We start from the raw sequence: 19,664 nt of genomic DNA on the forward strand, positions 1-19,664 counted from the left end.
TTTTTTTTTATTTCGGTTTCGCGGTTTTTTCATTAAAATAATCTTTGTATGCTCGCGTTCCTTTTTTCGGGTCGCCACGACGGGTTTTATAGCTGCAGGTCAGACCCGCTTCGCATCGTTTCTCGCATAGGCCGCGACGGCGCGGTCGACCAGGGTCTTGCGATCGATCTTGTTCGTGCCGGCGAGCGGCAGCTCGTCGACGAACCAGACGGCGCGCGGGTGGGCGTAGGCCGGGCCGTTGTCGAGGGCGAAGCGGCGCAAGGCTTCCTCCGTCGGTGACGTGCCGGGTTTGCGGACGACGAAGGCGACCGGGAGCTGGTACTTGATCTCGTCCGGCACCGGCACGACGCAGGCCTGCGCCACGTCGGGATGCCGGCCGAGCAGCTTCTCGACTTCGCCCGGATAGACGTTTTCGCCGCCGCATTGGAACATGTCGTCGGCGCGGCCGACGAAGAACACGAAGCCGTTCTCGTCGCGCCGCATCACGTCGCCGGTGTCGTACCAGCCGTCGATCAGGCGCTTGCTTGTATCGGCCTCGCGGTTGAGATAGCCGCTCATCAGCGCCGGCGTCCGGATGTGCAGCACGCCCTGCGTCGGGCCAATCTCGGCACCGCCGATGAACTTCACCTCGATGTTGGCGCGCGGATAGCCCAGCGCACCCATCGGCTTCGGCACGCCGTCGGGATGTGGGCCGAAGCCCAGCGGGCCCGACTCCGTGGTGCCCCAGCTGTTGGCCGTCTCGGCATTGGGAAACAGCCGGTGCATCTGCTCGAAGAACTCCGCCGTCGAGGGCGCGGAGCCGGTGACCGCCGTCGTGACGCAGCCCAGGTCCGCCCTGGCCAGTTCCTCCGTCTCGCGCATCACCAGCGCGAGCATGGTCGGCACCGAGGTGATCATGGCGACGCGCTGGCGATCGATCGCGCGGATGAAGCCGCGGGCGGTGAAGTTGGTCATCAGCACGATCGTGCCGCCGTTGATCATCGCCAGCTTGGCGCTGAACAGGCCGTTCATGTGGAACAGCGGCGCGGCGATGATGATCTTCTGATCTTCGATGGCGGGGCGCTGCTCGGGCGTGGCGCCGGTCGCCCAGAGGTAGCCGCCATGCGTGAGCGGCACGCCCTTGGGCAGGCCCGTCGAGCCCGACGTGTAGAGGATCATGGCGACTTCCTCGGGCGCCATGTCGACCGGCTCGAACGACCCTGCGTCCAGCAGTCTGTCGAGTTCCTCGATGGCGACGGTCGGCACCAGCGAACCGACCAGCGGCGCGCGCTCGGCGTCGGCGACCGCGAGCTTGATGGCCGAGTCCTTCATGATGTGCGCGACGGTTTCGCGCGGCAGCTTGTGATTGACGCAGACCGACACGAGTCCGGCCGCCATGGTAGCCATGTAGAGCACGAGATAGTCGGCGCTGTTGGCCGCGACGATGGCCACGGCCTCGCCGCGCCCGAGCCCGCGCTTCAGCAGGCCGCGCGCCAGGGCGGCGATGCGGAGCCGCGCTTCGCCGTAGCTCAGGCGCAGCTGTTCGTCGCCCTCGTGCGAGACTTGGATGATGAAGGGCCGGTCGGCCGGCGCCTGCGGGTCGAGGATGGCGGCGAGATTCTTGAGGTCCATGATTTCCTGATTGATCGACGGACGATCGCTCTGCAAGCGACGTGCCGGACTTCAGCGCCGGCGGTGGAATTGCGAACCGCCATACGACTGGTCGGTCGGCACGATCTCCATGAAGCTCACATCCATGCGCTGCGGCGCGCCCAGCACGAACATCACCGCCTCGGCGATGTCGGTCGGCTGCAGGGTTTCGAATCCCTCGTAGAAACGCCGCCGTCCTTCCTCGCGATCCTCCATCAGGCCGAGATGGGCACCGGTCTCGACCCTGCCCGGCGAGATCTCGGTGACCCGCACGCCCGACCCGTGCAGGTCGAGGCGCAGCGTCTGGCTGAGATTGTGGATGGCGGCCTTGGTCATGGCATAGACCGGCATGCCGGGCAGCGCCCAGGTGCCCGAGGTCGAACCGAGATTGACGATGTGGCCGAGCCCGCGCGCCCGCATGCCGGGCACGACGGCGGCCAGGCAGTTGAGCGTGCCGCGCAGGTTCACGTCCATCAGCGTGGCGATGTCGTCGGGCGCGGTCTCCCATGAAACGCCGCCGCGCACCGGGGCCGAGGCGTTGTTCACCAGGATATCGGCATCGAGCGAGCCCAGGGCACTCAGCACCGCATCGCGATGGGAGATGTCGAGCGCGATCGGTCGGCAGCCGGTTTCCTGGGCGAGTTCCGTCAGGTCCTCGGTGGAGCGGGCGACGGCGTAGACGTCGAGTCCGCCGATCGTGAGCTCGCGGACGACCGCCGCGCCGATACCGCGGCTCGCGCCCGTGACGATGGCGGTACGATAGCGATCCAGTGACACGGCTTCCTCCTTTGCCCGGCGCGAGCGGCCGCCTAAAGTGCCACCATAGCGCATCGAAGCTGGAGCAAGGCATGGCGAAGAAAGTCTTTCCCGACGGCACCGAGGTGGCGGGCTTCTACGTCCGCACCATCAAGAGCGGTCCGTTCGTCTTCGTATCGGGCACGACTTCGCTCAATCCCAAGGGGCAGGTCCAGGGCAAGGATGCCGCCCAGCAGACCACGATCACCATGCGCAAGATCGAGGCGGGGCTGAAATCCGCCGGGGCGAAGCTCGGCGATCTGGTGCGAACCACGATCTACGTGACCGACATCCGCGACATGGCGGCCGTGACGACGGCCCTGGGCAAGTCGCTGAAGGGTGCGGTGGTCACATCGACGCTGGTGGCGGTGAGTGCGCTTGCCGTGCCGGGGCTGCTGGTCGAGATTGAGGCAACGGCCGTCGTCGGTGAGTGACGAGGGGCGACGGTTGATCGGGGAGAGTTGGATGAGCGTCAAGAAAGCAGGGCTGCTGGGGCGCCGGCAGGCACTGATCGGGTCCGTCGGGGCGGTGGGAACGGTGCTGGCGGCACCGGCGATCGCCCAGCAGCGGGTCAAGTCAGGAACGGTCAACATCGAGCAGGTTCAGGTGGCGTTCTTCGGCAGCGGGAACGTCGGCAGCGGCACCTTGCACTATGAAGGCCGCAGCTACCGCTTCTCTGTCGGCGGCCTGGGGGTGGGCGGGTTCGGCGTCTCCAAGATGGAAGCCTACGGCGACGTCTATAACCTGAAGGAGTTGCGCCAGTTCCCCGGCGCCTATGGCCAGGCGCGCTACGGCGCGGCCTATGGTGACAAGGGCAAGGGCGAGATGTGGCTGGAAAACACCAACGGCGTGATGATCGACCTGAAGACGCGCCGCCAGGGCCTGGCCGTGTCGCTCGGCGCCGACGCCGTCATCATCGATTTCAAGTGAGGCGGCCCATGACGATCTTCAGCCGCGCCCTGGCGGGCGCCCTGGTTCTCCTGGCCGCCGCTCCGGCCATGGCGCAGGACGAGACACAGACCTTCAATGCTTTCGCGGTGGTGCTCGCCAACGGCTCGGTCGTGCGGGCCGGAGACGAGCAGCTCGTCGTGGCAGGCAATCTGGCCGGCCCCATGTTCATCGAGACCGACGAGGGGCCGCAGCAGGCGGGCCGCGTCGGCTGCGCCCTGTCGTCGAAGATCGACCAGGCCAGCCGCAAGACCAGCGCGGCGGGCGCCTGCACCTTCACGGCCTACGACGGCGCCACCGCCTGGGGCGAGTGGGAGTGCGCCGGCTACGAACTGGTCGGCTGTCGCGGCACGTTCAAGCTGACGGGCGGCACGGGCCGCTTCGAGGGCGCGAGCGGGGAGAGCACGCTCATCTGGCGCCCGACCGCCTACGAGCTGAAGAAGCAGCTCGACGGCATGGCGCTCGACAATGCCAGCGGCATCGTGCTGTGGCGCGAATTCAAGCTGAAGGGCAAGTGATCCTTCAGCCGGCCGGCGGGTAGGGAATGCGGTTGCGCCGGAGGAGTTCCTCCAGCGCCTTGATGCCCTGCTCGTATCGGCCCTTCTGGCAGTCGATGCCGGCCCCGAGACGCGCCATGTTGGGGCCGCTCGAGCCCTCGCCACGTTGCGTATTGTAACGATCGTAGAGCGCTCCGAGCTGGGCGCAGCGCGCCGCCAGTTGCTCGTTGCTCTGCTGCGCGTGTGCCCAAGCGGCGGGCAGCACCAGCGATGCGACGGCGCATGAGATGACGATCCCGAACCCGGTCTTCATGTTCCGCAGTAGGTCACGAATCGCGCGACCTTGCACCTGTCCTGCGGCGCGAGGTACTGTCGATTGCCTTCTTCAGGGAGGCCAAGGGGGAGAGCCAATGACGACGCGATCGACGATGCAGTGGGTGTTCGTGATGGGCATCGCGGGTCTGGTCGCGGCCTGCGGCATGGCGAAAAGCACGCCCGGCGAGGATCCCCGGACGGAAACGAATGCGACCCAGGTGACCTGGACCGACGGCAAGCCTGCCATCGCGATCAGCTGCAAGGAACCCGGCGGCTGCCAGACGCGGGCGGTTGCGATGTGCGGCGCGACGGGCGGCGATTACAAGACGTTGAAGATGGAAAACATGCCGACGCGCGGCGACATGTCGGAGATTCGCGGCGCTGCCTCGGTCGTCATTCGCTGCGGGGCCTAGCGCTCGCCTGACCGCTGCGCTTCGATCCCCAGAGGCTGGCCATTTCGGGCAGTGACTTCGAGGCGTCCGCGCCCGACGGAAGCTGGGCCTCGTGATCCGCAATCCAGGCAACGACGTCGCCCGTGACGGCCGGTCCTGCCTTGTCGCGCATCAGCAGGTGGTAGCCTTCTTTGTAGAAGGCCAGCTTCGAGTCAGGCCGCGGCGGCATGATCTCGATGGCGGCCTTGACCGGCTGCTGCGGCACGATGCGGTCGCCCAGCCCATACATCATGAGATAGGGCTCCTTCACGCGGGCCGCGGACACGCGCGCGTCATCCATCAGGTCGACCAGCCCGTAGGCCATGTCGAGGCGCGGCTGTCGCAGCATCATCGGGTCGTTGCGAAGCTTGTCGATGGTCTTGGGATTGTCGGTCGGCTTGTAGTCGATCGAGGTCGGGCCGGCGGGCATCCACGGGATGGTGTGGGCGAAGAACCACAGGCCGCCGCTGGCCACCGGGCCGAACGTGTCGCGCGAGCGAACGGCCGCGGCCGACAGGATCAGCCCATCCGACTCGGTTCCGCGATCGGCGGCCACCAGCACCACCGCCCCGCCCATGCTTTCGCCGGCCAGATAGAACGGCACCCCGGGATGCTGGGCCCGCACCAGCGCCGCGACCGTCCGGGCATCGTCGACCAGCGTTTCGGTGCCGGGCCAGCGGCCGCGGGTCGGGCTGCCGCCGAAACCGCGCTGGTCGTAGGCATAGGTGGTGATCCCGGCGCCGGACCATGTCCCGGCCGGCTCCTCCCAGGCCATGCGGTAGTCGCCGAACCCGTGCAGGGCCAGGACGACCGCCTTGGGGGCGCCGTTTGCCGCAGGCCAGACCGACAGCGGTAGCGAAGTCCCGTCGGCCGCGACATAACGGTCGGCGGCCAGCCGTGGCGTCTGCACCGGGCCGCCCGCCGGAACGACCGTCGGGGCACAGGCTGAGAGCATGACCGCGGCCACGGAGGCCGCTATCATTCGCCGGCGTAACAGGAGTGGGATCGTGACGGAGCCGTTTGAAATCATCACTGTCGATACTGACCGCGTCGCCTGCGATGGCGGTGGCGGCGCGTTGGGCCATCCCAAAGTGTACCTCAACCTGGGCCCGGAAGGACACGTCGAGTGTCCCTATTGCAGCAGGCTCTACAAGTTGCGCGAAGGCGCAACTCTCGCCCACGCTCACTGAGGGAACGGCCCCATGAAACAGCTCGGGGAAGGCTGGAACTGGCGCGACCTGAAGGTCGGCGATACGTTCATCACCTATGGCCGAACGATCTTCGAGGCCGATCTCCTGAATTTCGTGACCCTTTGCGGCTTTTCCGAGGAGCTGTTCACCAACCGGGAATACATTCGCGAGCATGCGCCCATGCGCGGCGGCCATCCCGTCCCCGGTGCCCTGGTCTATTCGATGGCCGAGGGCCTGGTGATCCCCACGACCCTGCAGGGAACCGGCCTCGCCTTCCTGTCGATGGGCTTCGATATCAAGGGCCCGACCTACGTCAACGATACGCTTCACGTCGAGATCGAGGTCACCGAGATCAAGCCGACCTCCAAGGACCCGATGCGGGCGTTGGTGCGGACCACCAACCTGGTCAAGAACCAGAAGGGCGAGACGGTCCTGGTCTACACGCCGCTGCGCATGATGCAGGGAAGCTGACGTCCGATGGCAATGCCGACCGACGCCGAGATCGCCCGCTTTCGAGAAGACGGCGCGGTCTGCCTGCGCAACGCCATTCCGCTGGAATGGATCGAGCGGATGCGCGCGGCGGTAGACGACGACATGGCGAGTCCGGGTCCGATGGTGCGGATCAACACGCCGCAGGGCGCGCCCGGTCTCTTCTTCGTCGACTTCCAGCTCTGGCAGCGTCATCCCGCGGCCCGCGCCTTCGTCTACGAATCGCCCGCGCGCGAGATCGTGGCGAAGCTCATGGGCTCGCAGGAGGTCGTCTATTATCACGACCATCTCCTGGTGAAGGAGCCGGGCACGCAGGAGCGCACGCCCTGGCATCACGACCAGCCCTACTATCCGATTGACGGCGAGCAGGTGATTTCACTGTGGACGCCGCTCGACCCCGTCGACCGTGAGACCTGCGTCGAATACGTGAAGGGCTCGCACCGTTGGGGCCGCTGGTTTCAGCCCAAGTTCTTCAAGCAGGGCGGCGTCGACCTGCAGGTCCAGGACAGCCGCTTCGAGCCGCTGCCCGATCTCGATGCCGAGCGCGGCGAGCACGAGTTCCTCGCCTGGGACATGGAGCCGGGCGACGTCATTGCCTTCCACGCGCTCACCCTGCACGGCGCCTCGGGCAACCGTTCGAGCGCCCGCCGCCGTCGCGCCTGGGCGACGCGCTGGTGCGGCGACGATGCGCGCTATGGCGCCCGGGTGGGCCAGATTTCTCCGCCCATCGAGGGCCATGGTCTGAAGCCGGGCGACCGGCTCGAATGCGAGACCTTCCCAAAGGTCTGGCCGGCCTGATCGAGAGCGGGCCGCTGCGCTACCGGGAGTCCGTGTCGAAGCCGTCCAGCCACTCGCGGGCCTGGTGCAGTTCGCGGAAGATCTTCACCGGACGGTCGCCCTCGGCCAGGACCTGGAACAGGCTCGCCTGCTCGTAGGCGCGTTGGGTGACCGCCACGATGGCGAGGGGGCCGAGCTTGCTCACCTCGAGATAGGCGCGGATGCGGGCCCCGAGCACCATCATGTCGGCGTCGGTCAGCATCACCGCGGCGTGCGTCATGTCGAAAATCTTGCGGTAGGGAAGCACGTCGGCGATGGCGACGCCGTCGAGATACTGTTCGACGTCTGCAAGCCGCAACTCGTCCCGCGCGACGGCGATCACGAGTCGGTGCGGCTTGGAGATCGTCCACTGGACCGGCATGCCGGCCCACTATGCCGGAACGACGGCGGAGCCGACAAGAGTCGCTGCGCTACGGAACGAGGACGGCCTTGCCCACCACGGTACGCTCCTCGATCAGGCGAAATGCCTTCACCCAATCTGCGAGATCGTAGGTTGCCGCCACCGTCGCCTTGAGCTTGCCTTCGGTGAACCAGCGCGTGAGGTCCTGCTGGGCGGCGGCCACCAGGGCGCGGCGCTTGGCGAGTGCCTCCGCTTCCTTCGGCGACGGCACGCCCTTGCCGCCCCAGCCGTTCCAGTAGCCGTAGTAGAAGCCGATCACCGTGACGTTCTTGACGAGCAGGATGTTGGCGGGGATCTGCGGAACCGTGCCGCTGGCAAAGCCCATCGGAATGATGCGACCCTCGGGTGCGACGCATCGCAGCGAGGCATCGAAGGCCGATCCGCCGACCGGATCGTAGATCACGTCGGCGCCGCGTCCGCCGGTCACTTCGAGCACCTTGGTGCGCAGGTCCTCGGCGCGATAGTCGATCAGGTGATCGGCGCCCGCCTCCTGGGCCGCCTTCAGCTTGTCGGCGCCGCCGGCGCTGGCGATCACGATCGCGCCCATGGCCTTGCCGACCTCGATCGCTGTGAGGCCCGAGCCGCCGCCCGCGCCGTGAACCAGCAGCACTTCGCCGGGCTGCAGGTTGGCCTTCCATTTCAGGGCGCCGTAGGCGGTGGGATAGAGGGTCGGGAAATTCGTCGCCTCGGCATAGGGCATGATCTCGGGGATCGGCACGAGGTTGGCGGCTGCAGCCGTCGCGTACTCGGCGAAAGCGCCCTGGCTGACGCCCGTGGCGATGCGGTCACCGATCGCCACGTTGCTCACGCCGTCGCCCAGCGCCACGACGTGGCCGGCCAGCTCGTTGCCGGGTACGTAAGGAAGAGGGGGCTTGTTCTGATGCTTGCCCTGCACGCCCAGCATTGCGGCGAAGCTCACGCCGGCGGCCCGGACCTTGACCAGCACCTCGCCGGCCTTCGGCACGGGCTGTGGAATGTCCTCGACCTTCAGACTGTCGACCGGACCATAGGCATGACAAACAAGCGCCCGCATATCCCTACCTCTTGGATTACTTCTTGAACTCTATTTCTTGAAGGCGCCGTGGCGGCCTTCGCCCTGCGCGAAGCGCGCCGCGCCGCCCTGCGATTCCTGCCGCCGGGCGTCGAGCGACAGTTCCATCTCGCGACGGATCGCCGAGGCCTCGTCGCGGTCGAAACTCTCGTAGGCGGACTGCCGGTCCGACGTCATGGCGATGGGCGGAAAGCCCGCGATCTGGCGGGCCAGCGCCTCGGCTTCGGCGCGTGTCGTGCCGCGTGCCACCTTGCGTGTGGCGAGACCGATCGCGATCGCCTCGTCGGCGCCGACGGCGCGCCCCGTGAGCAGCATGTCCATGGCGCGGCCCTGCCCCACGATGCGCGGCAGGCGCACGGTCGTGCCGTCGCTCATCGGCACGCCCCAGCGGCGCGAGAACACGCCGAAGGTCGCCGTCTCGTCGACGATGCGGATGTCGCAGAACAGCGCGACCCCCAGCCCGCCGGCACAGGCATGACCCTCGATGGCGCCGATCACCGGCTTGGACAGCGGCGCCCGCAGGGGTCCCTCGTCGCTGCCGGCCCAGGGAAAGTAATCGGTGCCCGAGCCCAGCTCCTTGAGGTCGGCGCCGGCGCAGAAGGTGCTGCCCGCACCGGTCAGCACGGCGACGCGCGCGCCAGCATCGGCCTCGAAGGCATGTAGCGCGTCGGCAAGCCCATGTGCCGCCTCGTTGTCGAGAGCGTTCCGGGCCTGTGGCCGGTTGATGGTGATGGTGGTCACCGGCCCCTGGGCCTCGACCAGAATTTTCGGCGTGCTCATGCCATCGTCTTAGCGAACCGTGGCGAGCTCGTCTTCAAGCTGGGCGTTGGAGCGGGCCGGTGTGCGGAAGTACCACCAGTTCTTCTGGGGGGTCCAATGTTCCTTGCGGGCGATGCCGCCGCCCCAGACGCAACGCTTGAAGTCGCGCGTTGCCGCCATGAACGCGCGATCGGCCTCGTCGAGCTTCAGCGCGTGGTCGCCCATCTCCTCGCGGCTGAACATCGGCAAGGCCTCGAGGATGAGTTCTCGCACGTCGACGTCATTCAGCCAGTTGTCGAGATCGAACGTGTAGTCTTCCCGCTCGAGTCCGCGGGTGAAAGTCGCCCACTGGTCGATCAGTTCCTGCAGATCGGCCACGTTGGGCGGGCCGGGCGGTGGTGACGGCGGGTTCAATCGTTCCCTCTTTCGGATTGCCGGCGGTAGTAGCGCTCGCCATCGTTGGGTTTGAAGAAGGTGCGTATGACGCCGTTGGCATTGAAGGCGATGAAGGCGCCGGTGTCACGGTCGAAACGCGTCACGACACCATCGCGCCGCACGGTCTCGAGGACTGGTCCGCCGACCTTCGCGTCGCGCAGCAGTTGCGCCTGGCGCAAATAGTCCTGCTTGGTGATGCGACCGAACTCGTTGCCATGCTTCTGGTAGTGGTCGTCGAGGCGGCGCTGGTCGGCGAAGCCCACGCTCGTGCCCCAGCTCTGGCCCGCCTCGCGCGCCTCGGCGGAGATCGTGGGACCACGCGCGGCCTCGCGCTGGCCGCGCTCCGAAGTCTGGGTCCAGAAGAGGAAGATCGCGACCGCCGCCAGCGCCGCCGTCAGGAGACGGCGCCACGGCACGCCGCGGGAGCGGAGGTTCATGCCCTATTGTGCGCCGCCTTTGAACCAGCGCGCAATCATGCGGCGCTCGGCATCGGTGATGTTGGTCATGTTGCCGGGCGGCATGACGCGCGAGGCGGCCGCCTGCTGGTTGATGGCCGCGGCCATCGCGTGAATTTGTGCGGGGGTCTCGAGCAATAGCCCCTTGGGCGGCGCCAGGAAGCCCTCCTGCGTGGGTTTCGCCGCGTGGCAGGGCGTGCAGCGCGCCTGGATGATGGGCTGGACCTCGGCGAAGGCCACCGGTCCGCCACCGTCGGCACTGGGCCTCGGCAGGGCGAGCAGGGCGGTGAGGGCGATGAACACGAAGCCGGCGGCCAATACCAGCGGGTTGGCATTGCCCTTGTGGCGCTGGACGAACCAGACGCGGATCAGGGCGCCGGCCATCGAGATCGTGAGCAGCAGCACCCAGTTCCATTCGTGGCCGTAGAGGCCCGCGTAATGGTTGCTGATCATCGTGAACAGCACGGGCAGTGTGAAATAGGTGTTGTGGACTGAGCGCTGGCGGCCGCGCAGCCCGTGGATCGGATCGGGGACGCGGCCTTCTTCCTTGGCCTTCACCAGCTCGCGCTGGCCGGGGATGATCACGAAGTAGACGTTCAACACCATGATGGTGCCGAGCATCGCGCCGAAATGGATGTAAGCGCCGCGGCCGGAAAAGATGTGGCAGAGCGCCCAGGCGGCGGCGATGCAGTAGACGAAGATGAGGCCGCCCAGCACGACATCGTCCTGGCCCAGCACGGAGCGGCAGAGGAAATCGTAGACCAGCCAGCCCAGGACGAGGAAGCCGAGCCCGATGGCGATGGCCTGTACCTGCGTGAGCGGCATGACCGAGGGGTCGATCAGCGCGACCTCGGCCCCGTAGTAATAGACGAGGCAGAGCAGGAAGAAGCCGGTGACCAGGGTCGTGTAGGCTTCCCACTTGAACCAGTGCAGTTCCGGGGGCAGCCGCTCCGGGGCGACCTTGAATTTCTTGGCGGTGTAGAAGCCGCCGCCATGGACCGCCCAGACCTCGCCGCCGATCCCCTTGGCCTCGTCGGCCGGGTCGAGCGGCTTGTGCAGGTGGTTGTCCAGCCAGATGAAATAGAAGGAGGCGCCGATCCAGGCGATACCCACGATCATGTGAGCCCAGCGCAGGATCAGATTGAGCCACTCGACGACGTACGGGTCCATTGATCCTCTGGTGCGCAGACCTAGTGCGCGGTCTCGGCTTCCCGGCCGGCTGCCGTGGCGTCGGCCACTGCCGCCGCGCCACTGCGCATGCCGTTGAAGTAGGCGTTGAGCGCTATGGCGGCGATCGAAGCCAATAAAATCCCGCTATGCAAGAGGGGACTGAGGGCTTTCGGCATGTGCACGAAAAATCTCTCCGAAACCTGCGGGATCATGCCGAGGCCGATGCTGACCGCAACGACGTAGGTGTTGCCGGGATTGCCGCGGAAGTCGACGCGCGACAGGACGCGGATGCCGGTGGCGCAGATCATGCCGAACATGACGATGCCGGCGCCGCCCAGCACGAACTGCGGGATCGAGGCGACGATCGTGGCGATCTTGGGGAACAGGCCGAGCACCAGCATGATGACGCCGCCGGTCGCCGTAACCCAGCGCGAGCGCACGCCGGTGATGCCGACCAGCCCGACATTCTGCGAGAATGAGGTGTAGGGGAACGTGTTGAACACACCGCCGATCAGGGTGCCGAGACCGTCGGCGCGCAGGCCCCGTGTCATTTCCTCCCGGCCGATCGTCCGGTCGGTCACCTCGCCCAGGGCGAGAAATACACCCGTCGATTCGATCATCACCACGATCAGGACCAGGCTCATCGTGAGGATGGCCAGCAGGTCGAATGTCGGCCAGCCGAACTGGAACGGATGGACAAGCTCGACCCAGCCGGCCTGGGCGACGCCGGCGAAACTCACCTCGCCCAGCGTGAGCGCCACGCCGAATCCGGCGATCAGTCCCAGAAGGACGGCAATGTTGGCGAAGAAGCCCGTGCAGTACTTCGTGGCGCCGAGAATGATCAGAAGCACCAGGAACGACACGGCGAGATAGAGGGGGTTGCCGAAGCGCGGATTGCCGGCGCCGCCCGCCGCCCAATTGATGCCGACTCCCAACAGGGAAATGCCGACGACGGTTATGATGGTCCCGGTGACCACCGGTGGAAACAGCGGCAGGAGCCGGCTGATGAACGGCGCCACCACAATGCCGAACAGGCCGGCGCCGATCACCGCGCCATAAATGCCGAGCAGGCCGAGGCGCGGATCGGCGGCCATCGCCAGCATCGGAGCGACCGCGGCGAAGGTGACCCCCATCATCACCGGCATCCGGATGCCGAAGCCGCGGATGCCGATGCTCTGGATCAAGGTGGCGATGCCGCAGGCGAACAGGTCGGCATTGATCAAAACCGCCACCTGCTCCTTGGGAAGCTTCATCGCCCCGCCCAGGATCAGGGGAACCGCGACGGCGCCGGCATACATCACGAGGACGTGTTGCAGGCCGAGGGGAAGCAGCTGGGCCAGGGGCGGCTTTTCATCCACCGGGTGGACGGTGTGGTCAGGCATCGATCTTCTCCCCCCGAGCGATGTCGCCGCTCCTCGCCCTCCGGACCGCAACCGGCGTGCCACGCGGCAAAACGCCAATTCAGACTCGCCTAAGGAAGTGGACGGCGGTAAATCGCCCTTTCGACTGTATCCGAAAGAATTTCGAGGGGAACGAGAATGGCGGCTTTGGACCTTCCGGCGGGCGTGACGATCGACGGTGCCCTCAAGCCCGGCTTCGAAAAGGTGCTCACCAAAGAGGCAGTCGCCTTCGTCGCCGACCTCCAGCGTAAGTTCAATGCCCGCCGCGAAGAGCTTCTGGCGCTCCGCGTCGAGCGCCAGAAGCGTCTCGATGCCGGCGAGAAGCCGGACTTCCTGCCCGAGACCGCCAAGATCCGCGAGAGCGACTGGACGGTCGCGCCGCTGCCCAAGGACATCCTCGACCGCCGGGTCGAGATCACCGGACCGGTCGACCGCAAGATGATCATCAACGCGCTGAACTGCGGCGCCAACGTCTTCATGGCCGACTTCGAGGACGCCTCGACCCCTACCTGGGCCAACATGGTCGAGGGCCAGTACAATCTGGCCGACGCGGTGCGCCGCCAGATCGACTATGTCGATCCCAACAGCGGCAAGTCCTACAAGCTGAACGACCAGACCGCGGTGCTGTTCGTGCGTCCGCGCGGCTGGCACCTGCTCGAGAAGCACATGACGGTCGACGGCAAGCCGATGTCGGGCTCGCTGTTCGATTTCGGCTTCTACTTCTTCCACAATGCCAAGGAAGCGCTATCGCGCGGCACCGGCCCCTATTTCTACCTGCCGAAGCTCGAAAGCCATCTCGAGGCGCGGCTGTGGAACGACGTGTTCGTTGCGGCACAGGACGCGCTCGGCGTGCCGCAGAAGTCGATCAAGGCCACGGTGCTGATCGAGACGATCGTCGCCACCTTCGAGATGGACGAGATCCTGTGGGAGCTGAAGGATCACTCGGCCGGCCTCAATTGCGGCCGTTGGGACTACATCTTCTCGTTCATCAAGAAGTTCCGCGAGCAGGAGTGGGCGGTGCTGCCCGATCGCGGCACGGTCGGCATGACCTCGCACTTCCTGCGCTCCTACAGCCAACTCGTGATCAAGACCTGCCACCGCCGCGAAGTGCACGCGATGGGTGGCATGGCGGCGCAGATTCCGATCAAGAACGATCCGAAGGCGAACGAGGAGGCGATGGGCCGCGTCCACGCCGACAAGAAGCGCGAGGCCGGCGACGGCCATGACGGTACCTGGGTCGCCCATCCCGGCTTGGTGCCGATCGCCAAGGGCGAGTTCGACGCGGTGATGAAGGAAGCCAACCAGATCGCGCGCAAGCGCCAGGACGTGAACGTCACGGCCGCCGACCTGATCCAGATCCCCACGGGTCCCAAGACCGAGGCGGGGCTGCGCCAGAACGTGGCCGTCGGCATCGGCTATGTCGAGGCGTGGCTGCGCGGCATCGGCTGCGTGCCGCTGTTCAACCTGATGGAAGATGCCGCCACCGCCGAGATCAGCCGCGCGCAGGTCTGGCAGTGGGTGCGCCACAACCAGAGGCTCGACGACGGCCGCGCCATCACCAAGGAACTCGTCCGCGAGATCGTGCGCGAGGAGAACGACAAGGTGAAGGCGCAGATCGGCGAGGAAGCCTATGCCAAGGGCCGCTACGAGGACGCCGCCCAGCTCATGATCGACCTGGTCGAGCAGCCGCAGTTCTACGAGTTCCTGACCCTGCCGGCCTACGATCGCATCATGGCCGACGAGAAGGCGGCGGCCTGAAGGAAAGACGATGATCAAGACCGTTTATGACGTCACCTCGGCGGGCAAGCCCGATGCGCCGGCGATCGGCGCGCCGGGCCGGCCGTGGCTCACCTATGGCGACCTGAAGAAGCTGACCGACGAGACGCTGGCGGCCCTCAATGCCGTCGGCATCGGCCGCGGCGACAGGGTCGCCATGGTCGCGCCCAACGGACCGGAGATGGCGTCCTCGTTCATCGCCGTCGCGTCGGGCACCAGCTCGGCGCCGCTCAACCCCTCCTATCGCGCCGACGAGTTCGAGTTCTATCTCGACGACCTGAAGCCCAAGGCCGTGATCGTGCAGCAGGGCATGGACAGCCCGGTGCGGGCGATGGCCGCGAAGGTCGGCGTGCCGATCATCGAGTTGATTCCGAACGCCGACGGTCCCGCCGGCAGCTTCACGCTCGACGTCTCGGCGCTGAAGCCCGCGCAAGCCGCCACGCCCGGCACGTCGGTCGACGGCGAGATCGCGCTGGTGCTGCACACGTCGGGCACGACGGCGCGGCCCAAGATCGTGCCGCTGTCGACGGCCAACCTCGCGGCCTCGGCGCGCCATATCGCGGCGTCGCTGGCGCTGACGCCGAACGACCGTTGCATGAACATCATGCCGCTGTTCCACATCCACGGGCTGATCGCCGCGACGCTCTCGTCGCTGGGCGCCGGCGCATCGGTGTCGTGCACCCCGGGCTTCAACGCGCTGCGCTTCTTCGCCCAGCTCGAGGAGGTGAAGCCCACCTGGTACACGGCGGTGCCAACCATGCATCAGGCGATCCTCACGCGCCTGCGCAGCCATGCCGACGCCGCGAAGGCTGCCAAGCTGCGGTTCATCCGCTCCTCGTCGGCGTCGCTGCCGCCGCAGGTCATGCTCGAGCTCGAAGCGGCGTTCGACTGTCCGGTGATCGAGGCTTACGGGATGACCGAGGCCAGCCACCAGATGGCGTCCAACGCGCTGCCGCCCGGCAAGCGCAAGCCGGGTGCCGTCGGCCTGCCGGCCGGTCCGAAGATCGCCATCATGGACGAGGCCGGCCACTTCCTGCCGCAGGGCACGATCGGCGAAGTCGTGATCCAGGGGCCGAACGTCACGGCGGGCTACGACAACAATCCCGATGCCAACCTGAAGGCCTTCGCCGACGGCTGGTTCCGCACCGGCGACCAGGGCCGCTTCGACGAGGACGGCTACCTGTTCCTGACGGGCCGCCTCAAGGAGATCATCAACCGCGGCGGCGAGAAGATCAGCCCGATCGAGGTCGACACGATCCTGATGGACCATCCGGCGGTCGAGCAGGTCGTGACCTTCGCGATTCCCCATCCCATGCTGGGTGAGGATGTCGGCGCGGTCGTGGTGCTGCGGGCGGGGCTGGAGGCGACGGAGCGCGAGTTGCGCGATTTCGTGGCCAAGCACGCCGCCGACTTCAAGGTGCCGCGCAAGGTCGTGTTCGTGAGCGAGATCCCCAAGGGCGCCACCGGCAAGCTGCAGCGCATCGGCCTCGCCGCCAAGCTCGGCCTGGGCGAAGCGAAGGCCTGAGGATCGCGCCGTGACCTCGATCTGCGTTTTCGGCGCCGGTGCGATCGGCGGCCTGATGGCGGCCAAGCTCGAAATGGCCGGCACGCCCGTCACCGTGGTGGCGCGCGGCCCTCACGGCGAGGCGCTGCGCACAAGGGGCCTCGTCCTGCTGAGCGAGGGCAAGGAGACGGTGACGGAACCCCGCGTCGTCACCGATCCGAAGGAGATCGGCCCGCAGGACTATCTCGTCCTGACCTTGAAGGCCCATTCCCTGCTGCCGGCAATGGCGCAGCTCGAACCGTTGATCGGGCCGCACACCACGATCGTCGCGGCGATCAACGGCGTGCCCTGGTGGTACACCTACAAGCTCGGCGGCGAATTCGAAGGCAAGCGCATCGAGTCGGTTGATCCCGGCGGGGCGCTGACGGCCGCGCTGCCGCCGTCGCAGGTTCTGGGCAGCATCGTCTATCCGGCCGCCGATGTGGTCGAGCCCGGCGTGATCCACCACACCTATGGCGACCGCTTCACCCTGGGCGAGCCGGACGGCAGCCGCAGCGAACGTGCGGCGAAGCTGTCGGAGCTCCTGATCAAGGCCGGGCTCAAGGCGCCGGTACGGCCGCGCATCCGCGACGAGCTGTGGGTCAAGCTCTGGGGCAACATGGCCTTCAATCCCATCAGCGCGCTGACCGGCGCGACACTCGACAAGGTGATCGGCGACCCCGGCACCCATGCCGTCTGCCGCGCCCTCATGGTCGAGGGCCAGGCCGTCGCCGAGAAGCTCGGCGCGAAGTTCGCCATCAACGTCGACAAGCGCATCGCCGGCGGTGCCGAAGTCGGCGCGCACAAGACCTCGATGCTGCAGGATCTGGAGCGCGGCCGGCCGCTCGAGATCGAGGCGCTGCTGGGCGCCGTCGTCGAGATGGCGGAATGGGTCGGCGTCGACATGCCGATCGGCCGCAGCGTGCTGGCGCTGGTCCGCCAGCGCGCCGCGATGCGCTGATATGGAAAAGATCGAGCTCGTCTTCGATCCCGACAATGCGCGCGCGGCGGGTTACGTGGGCGAGCGTCTGTCGATGTTCAATGCCAGCCGCACGGGCCGGTCCGACTACTATCCCTGCAAGATTTTCCTGAAGGGCGAGAAGGGCGAAACCCTGGGTGGCCTGCTCGGCTACCTCTGGTCGGACTGGCTGTTCGTCTCGATCCTCTGGGTCGACGAGGCGCTGCGCGGGCAGGGCCATGCCACGCGCCTGATGGACGCCGCCGAGGACTATGCCCGCCAGCGCGGCTGCCACTCGGCGCATCTCGACACCCACACCTGGCAGGCCCGCCCCTTCTACGAGAAGCGCGGCTACGAAGTCTTCGCCACCCTCGACGACTACCCGCCGGGCCATAAGAAGTTCTTCCTGAAGAAGAGCCTCTAGCAGGCTGCTGGCAACGTCCGATTCTCGGCGAATAAACGAAACAAACGAAATAACCGAAACAAACGAATCGAATGTCGCACCCCCCCCTGAATTCCGTGCCGGGGTGACTGTTCGCGCAACAATATTGCTCGCCGGCCCTTCCGAAAGGCCTATTCCGACAGCCTGTTAGTTCCTTTTCGTCCTGAGCGCAGCGAAGGACCTAGCGGATCGACCAGAGTAGCTCCGCGCACGATAGATCCTTCGCTGCGCTCAGGATGACTAGAGTCCGGACTGGCCCAGCCCTCGCTTCAGCGAACGCCCAGATCCTTCAACCTTTTGTCGAGCGACAGCAGGTCGGCCCAGCTCTGGCGTTTGCTGGCCGGGGTGCGCAGCAGGTAGGCGGGGTGGAAGGTCGGGAGGGCCGGGACTTCGCTGCCGTCGTCGAGCGTGAGCGTCGTCCACTTGCCGCGCAGGCGGGTGATGCCCTCGGCCGTGTTCAGCACGGCCTTCACCGCTGTGCCGCCGGCCAGCACCACGACCTTCGGCCGGGCCAGTTCGATATGGCGGCGGGTGAAGGCGAGGCAGGTCGCCTGCTCCGACAGGGTCGGCGTGCGGTTGCCCGGCGGCCGCCAGAAGAGAATGTTCGTGATGTAGAGGTCGCGCTCGCGGCTCATGCCGATGGCGGCAAACATGCGGTCCATGAGCTGGCCGCTCACGCCGACGAACGGCTTGCCGAGGCGATCCTCGTCGGCACCCGGCGCTTCGCCCACGATCATCACCGGCGCGCCGGCGACGCCGTCGGCAAACACCGTGTTCTTGGCCGTGCGCTTCAGGGCGCAGCCCTCGAAGGCGCGCACGGCCTCCTCGAGTTCGGCGATGGTGGTCACCCGGCGCGCGATCTCGCGCGCATCCTCCGCGAGCTGCGGCGATTCCAGGGGAATGGGCGCGCGCGCGACCGCCGGTGCGGACGGCGCGCGGATCGGGGTCGGCGCGGCGGGCGTCGCCGAGGCGCGCTCGGGAGCGGCGGCCACCGCCGCCGGTGGCGGAAGCGCGAAGCGGTCGATCGCGTCCTCGCCGATCGTCTCGTCGATCCCGTGATCGACGTACCAGCGCAGCAGCGCGGCGGCGTCCTGCGGAGCGAACGCCGCCTCGGTCATGGCAGGCTCTTGATGTAGGCGGCGAGGATCGGTGCCCACATCGCGGCGTCGGCGTGGCTCGCCATATGGCCCTTCTCCGATGGCATCTCGACATAGGTCAGGTCGACTCCCGCCTTGCGCATGTCGAGTGCATGGGCGGCGCAGTCGGTGAGGTCGAACAGCTTGTCGGTCTTGGAGATGACGTAGAGGACCTTGGTCTGCTTGAGCTGGTCGTACTGCTTGGTGATGTCGAACCCGTCGATCGCGCGCCGCAAGGTGACCAGCGAATGGCCATCGTAGATCTGCGCCCAGCTCTTGGCGGCGACCTTGGCCTCGGCTTCGCCCTGGCCGTAGTTCAGCAGCGTCTCGTAGCGGATCTGCTCCAGCGCGGCCGGAATCCCGCCGTTCTCGTAATACCAACCGCCGTTCCAGTTCGGATCGCTGGCGAGCCGCTTCTGCAGTGCCTCCAGCCCGCCCAGTCGACCGGGCGCGCGCGGCGCGGTAACCGAGGCGGCGATACCCTTCATGAAGCCCGGATACGACGCAGCCCACTGGAACGACTGGAAGCCGCCCATCGAGGGGCCGACCACGGCCACGAGGCTCTTGAGCCCCAGGGAATCGACCAGCAGCTTCTGGCTGGCGACCATGTCGCGCAGGGTGATCTCCGGGAAGGTCGGGCCGTAGGGCTTGCCGGTGCCGGGATCGATGGAGTTGGGACCGGAACTGCCGTGCGCCGAGCCGAGCGCGTTCACCGAGACGACGAAGTGGCGGTCGGTGTCGATCGCCTTGCCCGGCCCGATCAGCCCGTCGAACCAGCCGGCCGACCCTTCGGCTACGCCGCGGCCGTGCTTGCCGGCAGCATTTTTGCCTGCAGCGTGATGGGACGAGGTGTAGCCGTGCACGACGAGGATGGCGTTGTCCTTGGCGGGCGACAGCGTGCCGTAGGTTTCATAGGCGAGTTCGAGGACGGGTAGCGTCTTGCCACTTTCCAGCCGGAAATCGCGTGCAGAGAAGGTCTTGCTCTCGATATCGGTCAACTCAGGCACA

The 19,664-nt window shown here is 66.9% G+C and carries 24 protein-coding genes; 11 read left to right on the top strand and 13 right to left on the bottom strand.

Features of this window, described 5'->3' with window-relative positions:
- Positions 1-99 precede the first annotated feature (99 nt).
- Positions 100-1,611: a class I adenylate-forming enzyme family protein gene (locus ACT6UX_RS27275; protein WP_444778303.1), complete on the bottom strand. Its 1,512-nt coding sequence runs from the start codon at positions 1,609-1,611 to the stop codon at positions 100-102.
- Positions 1,612-1,662: 51 nt separating this feature from the next.
- On the bottom strand, positions 1,663-2,406 hold the full coding sequence (locus ACT6UX_RS27280; protein WP_444778304.1) for an SDR family oxidoreductase: 744 nt from the start codon (positions 2,404-2,406) through the stop codon (positions 1,663-1,665).
- A 71-nt stretch (positions 2,407-2,477) separates the two neighbouring features.
- On the opposite strand from ACT6UX_RS27280, the gene ACT6UX_RS27285 reads away from it, so the two are divergent.
- From ACT6UX_RS27285 to ACT6UX_RS27295, 3 genes are read left to right on the top strand one after another with little or no spacing between them, the layout of a single operon-like run.
- A complete protein-coding gene (locus ACT6UX_RS27285; protein WP_444778305.1) occupies positions 2,478-2,858 on the top strand; it encodes a Rid family hydrolase in 381 nt (126 codons plus the stop codon).
- Between the two features lie 31 nt (positions 2,859-2,889).
- Positions 2,890-3,354 (top strand): hypothetical protein, encoded by a 465-nt coding sequence (locus ACT6UX_RS27290; RefSeq protein WP_444778306.1) that lies wholly within the window; start codon positions 2,890-2,892, stop codon positions 3,352-3,354.
- Between the two features lie 8 nt (positions 3,355-3,362).
- A complete protein-coding gene (locus tag ACT6UX_RS27295) occupies positions 3,363-3,890 on the top strand; it encodes a hypothetical protein (RefSeq protein ID WP_444778307.1) in 528 nt (175 codons plus the stop codon).
- Between the two features lie 4 nt (positions 3,891-3,894).
- On the opposite strand, the gene ACT6UX_RS27300 is transcribed toward ACT6UX_RS27295, so the two are convergent.
- Positions 3,895-4,182 carry a hypothetical protein gene (locus tag ACT6UX_RS27300; protein WP_444778308.1) on the bottom strand — a complete coding sequence of 96 codons (288 nt, stop codon included), beginning with the start codon at positions 4,180-4,182 and terminating at the stop codon, positions 3,895-3,897.
- Between the two features lie 97 nt (positions 4,183-4,279).
- Here ACT6UX_RS27300 and ACT6UX_RS27305 point away from each other — a divergent pair, with 97 nt between their 5' ends.
- On the top strand, positions 4,280-4,597 hold the full coding sequence (locus tag ACT6UX_RS27305; RefSeq protein ID WP_444778309.1) for a hypothetical protein: 318 nt from the start codon (positions 4,280-4,282) through the stop codon (positions 4,595-4,597).
- Here the strand turns inward: ACT6UX_RS27305 and ACT6UX_RS27310 are convergent.
- Positions 4,578-5,582, bottom strand: a complete 1,005-nt coding sequence (locus tag ACT6UX_RS27310; protein ID WP_444778310.1) for a lysophospholipase — start codon at positions 5,580-5,582, stop codon at positions 4,578-4,580. The genes ACT6UX_RS27305 and ACT6UX_RS27310 overlap by 20 nt on opposite strands.
- 40 nt (positions 5,583-5,622) lie before the next feature.
- Here ACT6UX_RS27310 and ACT6UX_RS27315 point away from each other — a divergent pair, with 40 nt between their 5' ends.
- Genes ACT6UX_RS27315 through ACT6UX_RS27325 form a run of 3 tightly spaced genes read left to right on the top strand, consistent with a single transcriptional unit; the run spans position 5,623 to position 7,092 of the window.
- Complete coding sequence (locus tag ACT6UX_RS27315) at positions 5,623-5,805, top strand: zinc-finger domain-containing protein (protein ID WP_298310300.1); 183 nt, start codon at positions 5,623-5,625, stop codon at positions 5,803-5,805.
- A gap of 12 nt (positions 5,806-5,817) precedes the next feature.
- A complete protein-coding gene (locus tag ACT6UX_RS27320) occupies positions 5,818-6,276 on the top strand; it encodes a MaoC family dehydratase (protein WP_444778311.1) in 459 nt (152 codons plus the stop codon).
- 6 nt (positions 6,277-6,282) lie between these two features.
- Complete coding sequence (locus tag ACT6UX_RS27325) at positions 6,283-7,092, top strand: phytanoyl-CoA dioxygenase family protein (RefSeq protein ID WP_444778312.1); 810 nt, start codon at positions 6,283-6,285, stop codon at positions 7,090-7,092.
- 19 nt (positions 7,093-7,111) lie between these two features.
- Here ACT6UX_RS27325 and ACT6UX_RS27330 read toward each other — a convergent pair whose 3' ends face one another.
- Genes ACT6UX_RS27330 through ACT6UX_RS27360 form a run of 7 tightly spaced genes read right to left on the bottom strand, consistent with a single transcriptional unit; the run spans position 7,112 to position 12,783 of the window.
- Positions 7,112-7,492, bottom strand: coding sequence for a hypothetical protein (locus ACT6UX_RS27330; protein ID WP_444778313.1), 381 nt, complete (start codon positions 7,490-7,492; stop codon positions 7,112-7,114).
- 49 nt (positions 7,493-7,541) lie between these two features.
- Positions 7,542-8,564: an NADPH:quinone oxidoreductase family protein gene (locus tag ACT6UX_RS27335; RefSeq protein WP_444778314.1), complete on the bottom strand. Its 1,023-nt coding sequence runs from the start codon at positions 8,562-8,564 to the stop codon at positions 7,542-7,544.
- A 30-nt stretch (positions 8,565-8,594) separates the two neighbouring features.
- The gene (locus tag ACT6UX_RS27340) at positions 8,595-9,362 is read right to left on the bottom strand and encodes a crotonase/enoyl-CoA hydratase family protein (RefSeq protein WP_444778315.1); all 768 of its coding nucleotides are present in this window, start codon (positions 9,360-9,362) and stop codon (positions 8,595-8,597) included.
- Between the two features lie 9 nt (positions 9,363-9,371).
- Positions 9,372-9,755, bottom strand: coding sequence for a hypothetical protein (locus ACT6UX_RS27345; RefSeq protein ID WP_444778316.1), 384 nt, complete (start codon positions 9,753-9,755; stop codon positions 9,372-9,374).
- Positions 9,752-10,213, bottom strand: a complete 462-nt coding sequence (locus tag ACT6UX_RS27350) for a hypothetical protein (protein ID WP_444778317.1) — start codon at positions 10,211-10,213, stop codon at positions 9,752-9,754. The genes ACT6UX_RS27345 and ACT6UX_RS27350 overlap by 4 nt, the downstream gene beginning before the upstream one ends.
- A 3-nt stretch (positions 10,214-10,216) precedes the next feature.
- On the bottom strand, positions 10,217-11,401 hold the full coding sequence (locus tag ACT6UX_RS27355) for a urate hydroxylase PuuD (RefSeq protein ID WP_444778318.1): 1,185 nt from the start codon (positions 11,399-11,401) through the stop codon (positions 10,217-10,219).
- A 20-nt stretch (positions 11,402-11,421) separates the two neighbouring features.
- Complete coding sequence (locus ACT6UX_RS27360; protein WP_444778319.1) at positions 11,422-12,783, bottom strand: nucleobase:cation symporter-2 family protein; 1,362 nt, start codon at positions 12,781-12,783, stop codon at positions 11,422-11,424.
- A 156-nt stretch (positions 12,784-12,939) separates the two neighbouring features.
- Here ACT6UX_RS27360 and aceB point away from each other — a divergent pair, with 156 nt between their 5' ends.
- The 4 genes from aceB to ACT6UX_RS27380 are packed head-to-tail and all read left to right on the top strand — an operon-like array spanning position 12,940 to position 17,502.
- On the top strand, positions 12,940-14,559 hold the full coding sequence (gene aceB, locus ACT6UX_RS27365) for a malate synthase A (RefSeq protein WP_444778320.1): 1,620 nt from the start codon (positions 12,940-12,942) through the stop codon (positions 14,557-14,559).
- 10 nt (positions 14,560-14,569) lie between these two features.
- Positions 14,570-16,102: an acyl--CoA ligase gene (locus ACT6UX_RS27370; protein ID WP_444778321.1), complete on the top strand. Its 1,533-nt coding sequence runs from the start codon at positions 14,570-14,572 to the stop codon at positions 16,100-16,102.
- A gap of 10 nt (positions 16,103-16,112) precedes the next feature.
- On the top strand, positions 16,113-17,081 hold the full coding sequence (locus tag ACT6UX_RS27375; protein ID WP_444778322.1) for a 2-dehydropantoate 2-reductase: 969 nt from the start codon (positions 16,113-16,115) through the stop codon (positions 17,079-17,081).
- A gap of 1 nt (position 17,082) precedes the next feature.
- A complete protein-coding gene (locus ACT6UX_RS27380) occupies positions 17,083-17,502 on the top strand; it encodes a GNAT family N-acetyltransferase (RefSeq protein ID WP_444778323.1) in 420 nt (139 codons plus the stop codon).
- A gap of 287 nt (positions 17,503-17,789) precedes the next feature.
- Here ACT6UX_RS27380 and ACT6UX_RS27385 read toward each other — a convergent pair whose 3' ends face one another.
- Complete coding sequence (locus tag ACT6UX_RS27385; protein WP_444778324.1) at positions 17,790-18,638, bottom strand: uracil-DNA glycosylase; 849 nt, start codon at positions 18,636-18,638, stop codon at positions 17,790-17,792.
- Positions 18,635-19,663 (bottom strand): homoserine O-acetyltransferase family protein, encoded by a 1,029-nt coding sequence (locus ACT6UX_RS27390; RefSeq protein WP_444778325.1) that lies wholly within the window; start codon positions 19,661-19,663, stop codon positions 18,635-18,637. Before ACT6UX_RS27390 ends, ACT6UX_RS27385 begins: the two co-directional genes overlap by 4 nt.
- Between the last annotated feature and the right edge of the window lies 1 nt (position 19,664).

The organism is Reyranella sp., from assembly GCF_052439685.1.
Classification (GTDB): Bacteria; Pseudomonadota; Alphaproteobacteria; order Reyranellales; family Reyranellaceae; genus Reyranella.

What these genes read in the sequence shown, in the direction of transcription:
- ACT6UX_RS27275 (WP_444778303.1), bottom strand. Translation starts at nt 1,611, where the DNA reads ATGGACCTCAAGAATCTCGCCGCCATCCTCGACCCGCAGGCGCCGGCC.
- ACT6UX_RS27285 (WP_444778305.1), top strand. Translation starts at nt 2,478, where the DNA reads ATGGCGAAGAAAGTCTTTCCCGACGGCACCGAGGTGGCGGGCTTCTAC.
- ACT6UX_RS27290 (WP_444778306.1), top strand. Translation starts at nt 2,890, where the DNA reads ATGAGCGTCAAGAAAGCAGGGCTGCTGGGGCGCCGGCAGGCACTGATC.
- ACT6UX_RS27295 (WP_444778307.1), top strand. Translation starts at nt 3,363, where the DNA reads ATGACGATCTTCAGCCGCGCCCTGGCGGGCGCCCTGGTTCTCCTGGCC.
- ACT6UX_RS27300 (WP_444778308.1), bottom strand. Translation starts at nt 4,182, where the DNA reads ATGAAGACCGGGTTCGGGATCGTCATCTCATGCGCCGTCGCATCGCTG.
- ACT6UX_RS27305 (WP_444778309.1), top strand. Translation starts at nt 4,280, where the DNA reads ATGACGACGCGATCGACGATGCAGTGGGTGTTCGTGATGGGCATCGCG.
- ACT6UX_RS27320 (WP_444778311.1), top strand. Translation starts at nt 5,818, where the DNA reads ATGAAACAGCTCGGGGAAGGCTGGAACTGGCGCGACCTGAAGGTCGGC.
- ACT6UX_RS27325 (WP_444778312.1), top strand. Translation starts at nt 6,283, where the DNA reads ATGGCAATGCCGACCGACGCCGAGATCGCCCGCTTTCGAGAAGACGGC.
- ACT6UX_RS27330 (WP_444778313.1), bottom strand. Translation starts at nt 7,492, where the DNA reads ATGCCGGTCCAGTGGACGATCTCCAAGCCGCACCGACTCGTGATCGCC.
- ACT6UX_RS27335 (WP_444778314.1), bottom strand. Translation starts at nt 8,564, where the DNA reads ATGCGGGCGCTTGTTTGTCATGCCTATGGTCCGGTCGACAGTCTGAAG.
- ACT6UX_RS27340 (WP_444778315.1), bottom strand. Translation starts at nt 9,362, where the DNA reads ATGAGCACGCCGAAAATTCTGGTCGAGGCCCAGGGGCCGGTGACCACC.
- ACT6UX_RS27350 (WP_444778317.1), bottom strand. Translation starts at nt 10,213, where the DNA reads ATGAACCTCCGCTCCCGCGGCGTGCCGTGGCGCCGTCTCCTGACGGCG.
- ACT6UX_RS27355 (WP_444778318.1), bottom strand. Translation starts at nt 11,401, where the DNA reads ATGGACCCGTACGTCGTCGAGTGGCTCAATCTGATCCTGCGCTGGGCT.
- ACT6UX_RS27360 (WP_444778319.1), bottom strand. Translation starts at nt 12,783, where the DNA reads ATGCCTGACCACACCGTCCACCCGGTGGATGAAAAGCCGCCCCTGGCC.
- aceB (WP_444778320.1), top strand. Translation starts at nt 12,940, where the DNA reads ATGGCGGCTTTGGACCTTCCGGCGGGCGTGACGATCGACGGTGCCCTC.
- ACT6UX_RS27370 (WP_444778321.1), top strand. Translation starts at nt 14,570, where the DNA reads ATGATCAAGACCGTTTATGACGTCACCTCGGCGGGCAAGCCCGATGCG.
- ACT6UX_RS27380 (WP_444778323.1), top strand. Translation starts at nt 17,083, where the DNA reads ATGGAAAAGATCGAGCTCGTCTTCGATCCCGACAATGCGCGCGCGGCG.
- ACT6UX_RS27385 (WP_444778324.1), bottom strand. Translation starts at nt 18,638, where the DNA reads ATGACCGAGGCGGCGTTCGCTCCGCAGGACGCCGCCGCGCTGCTGCGC.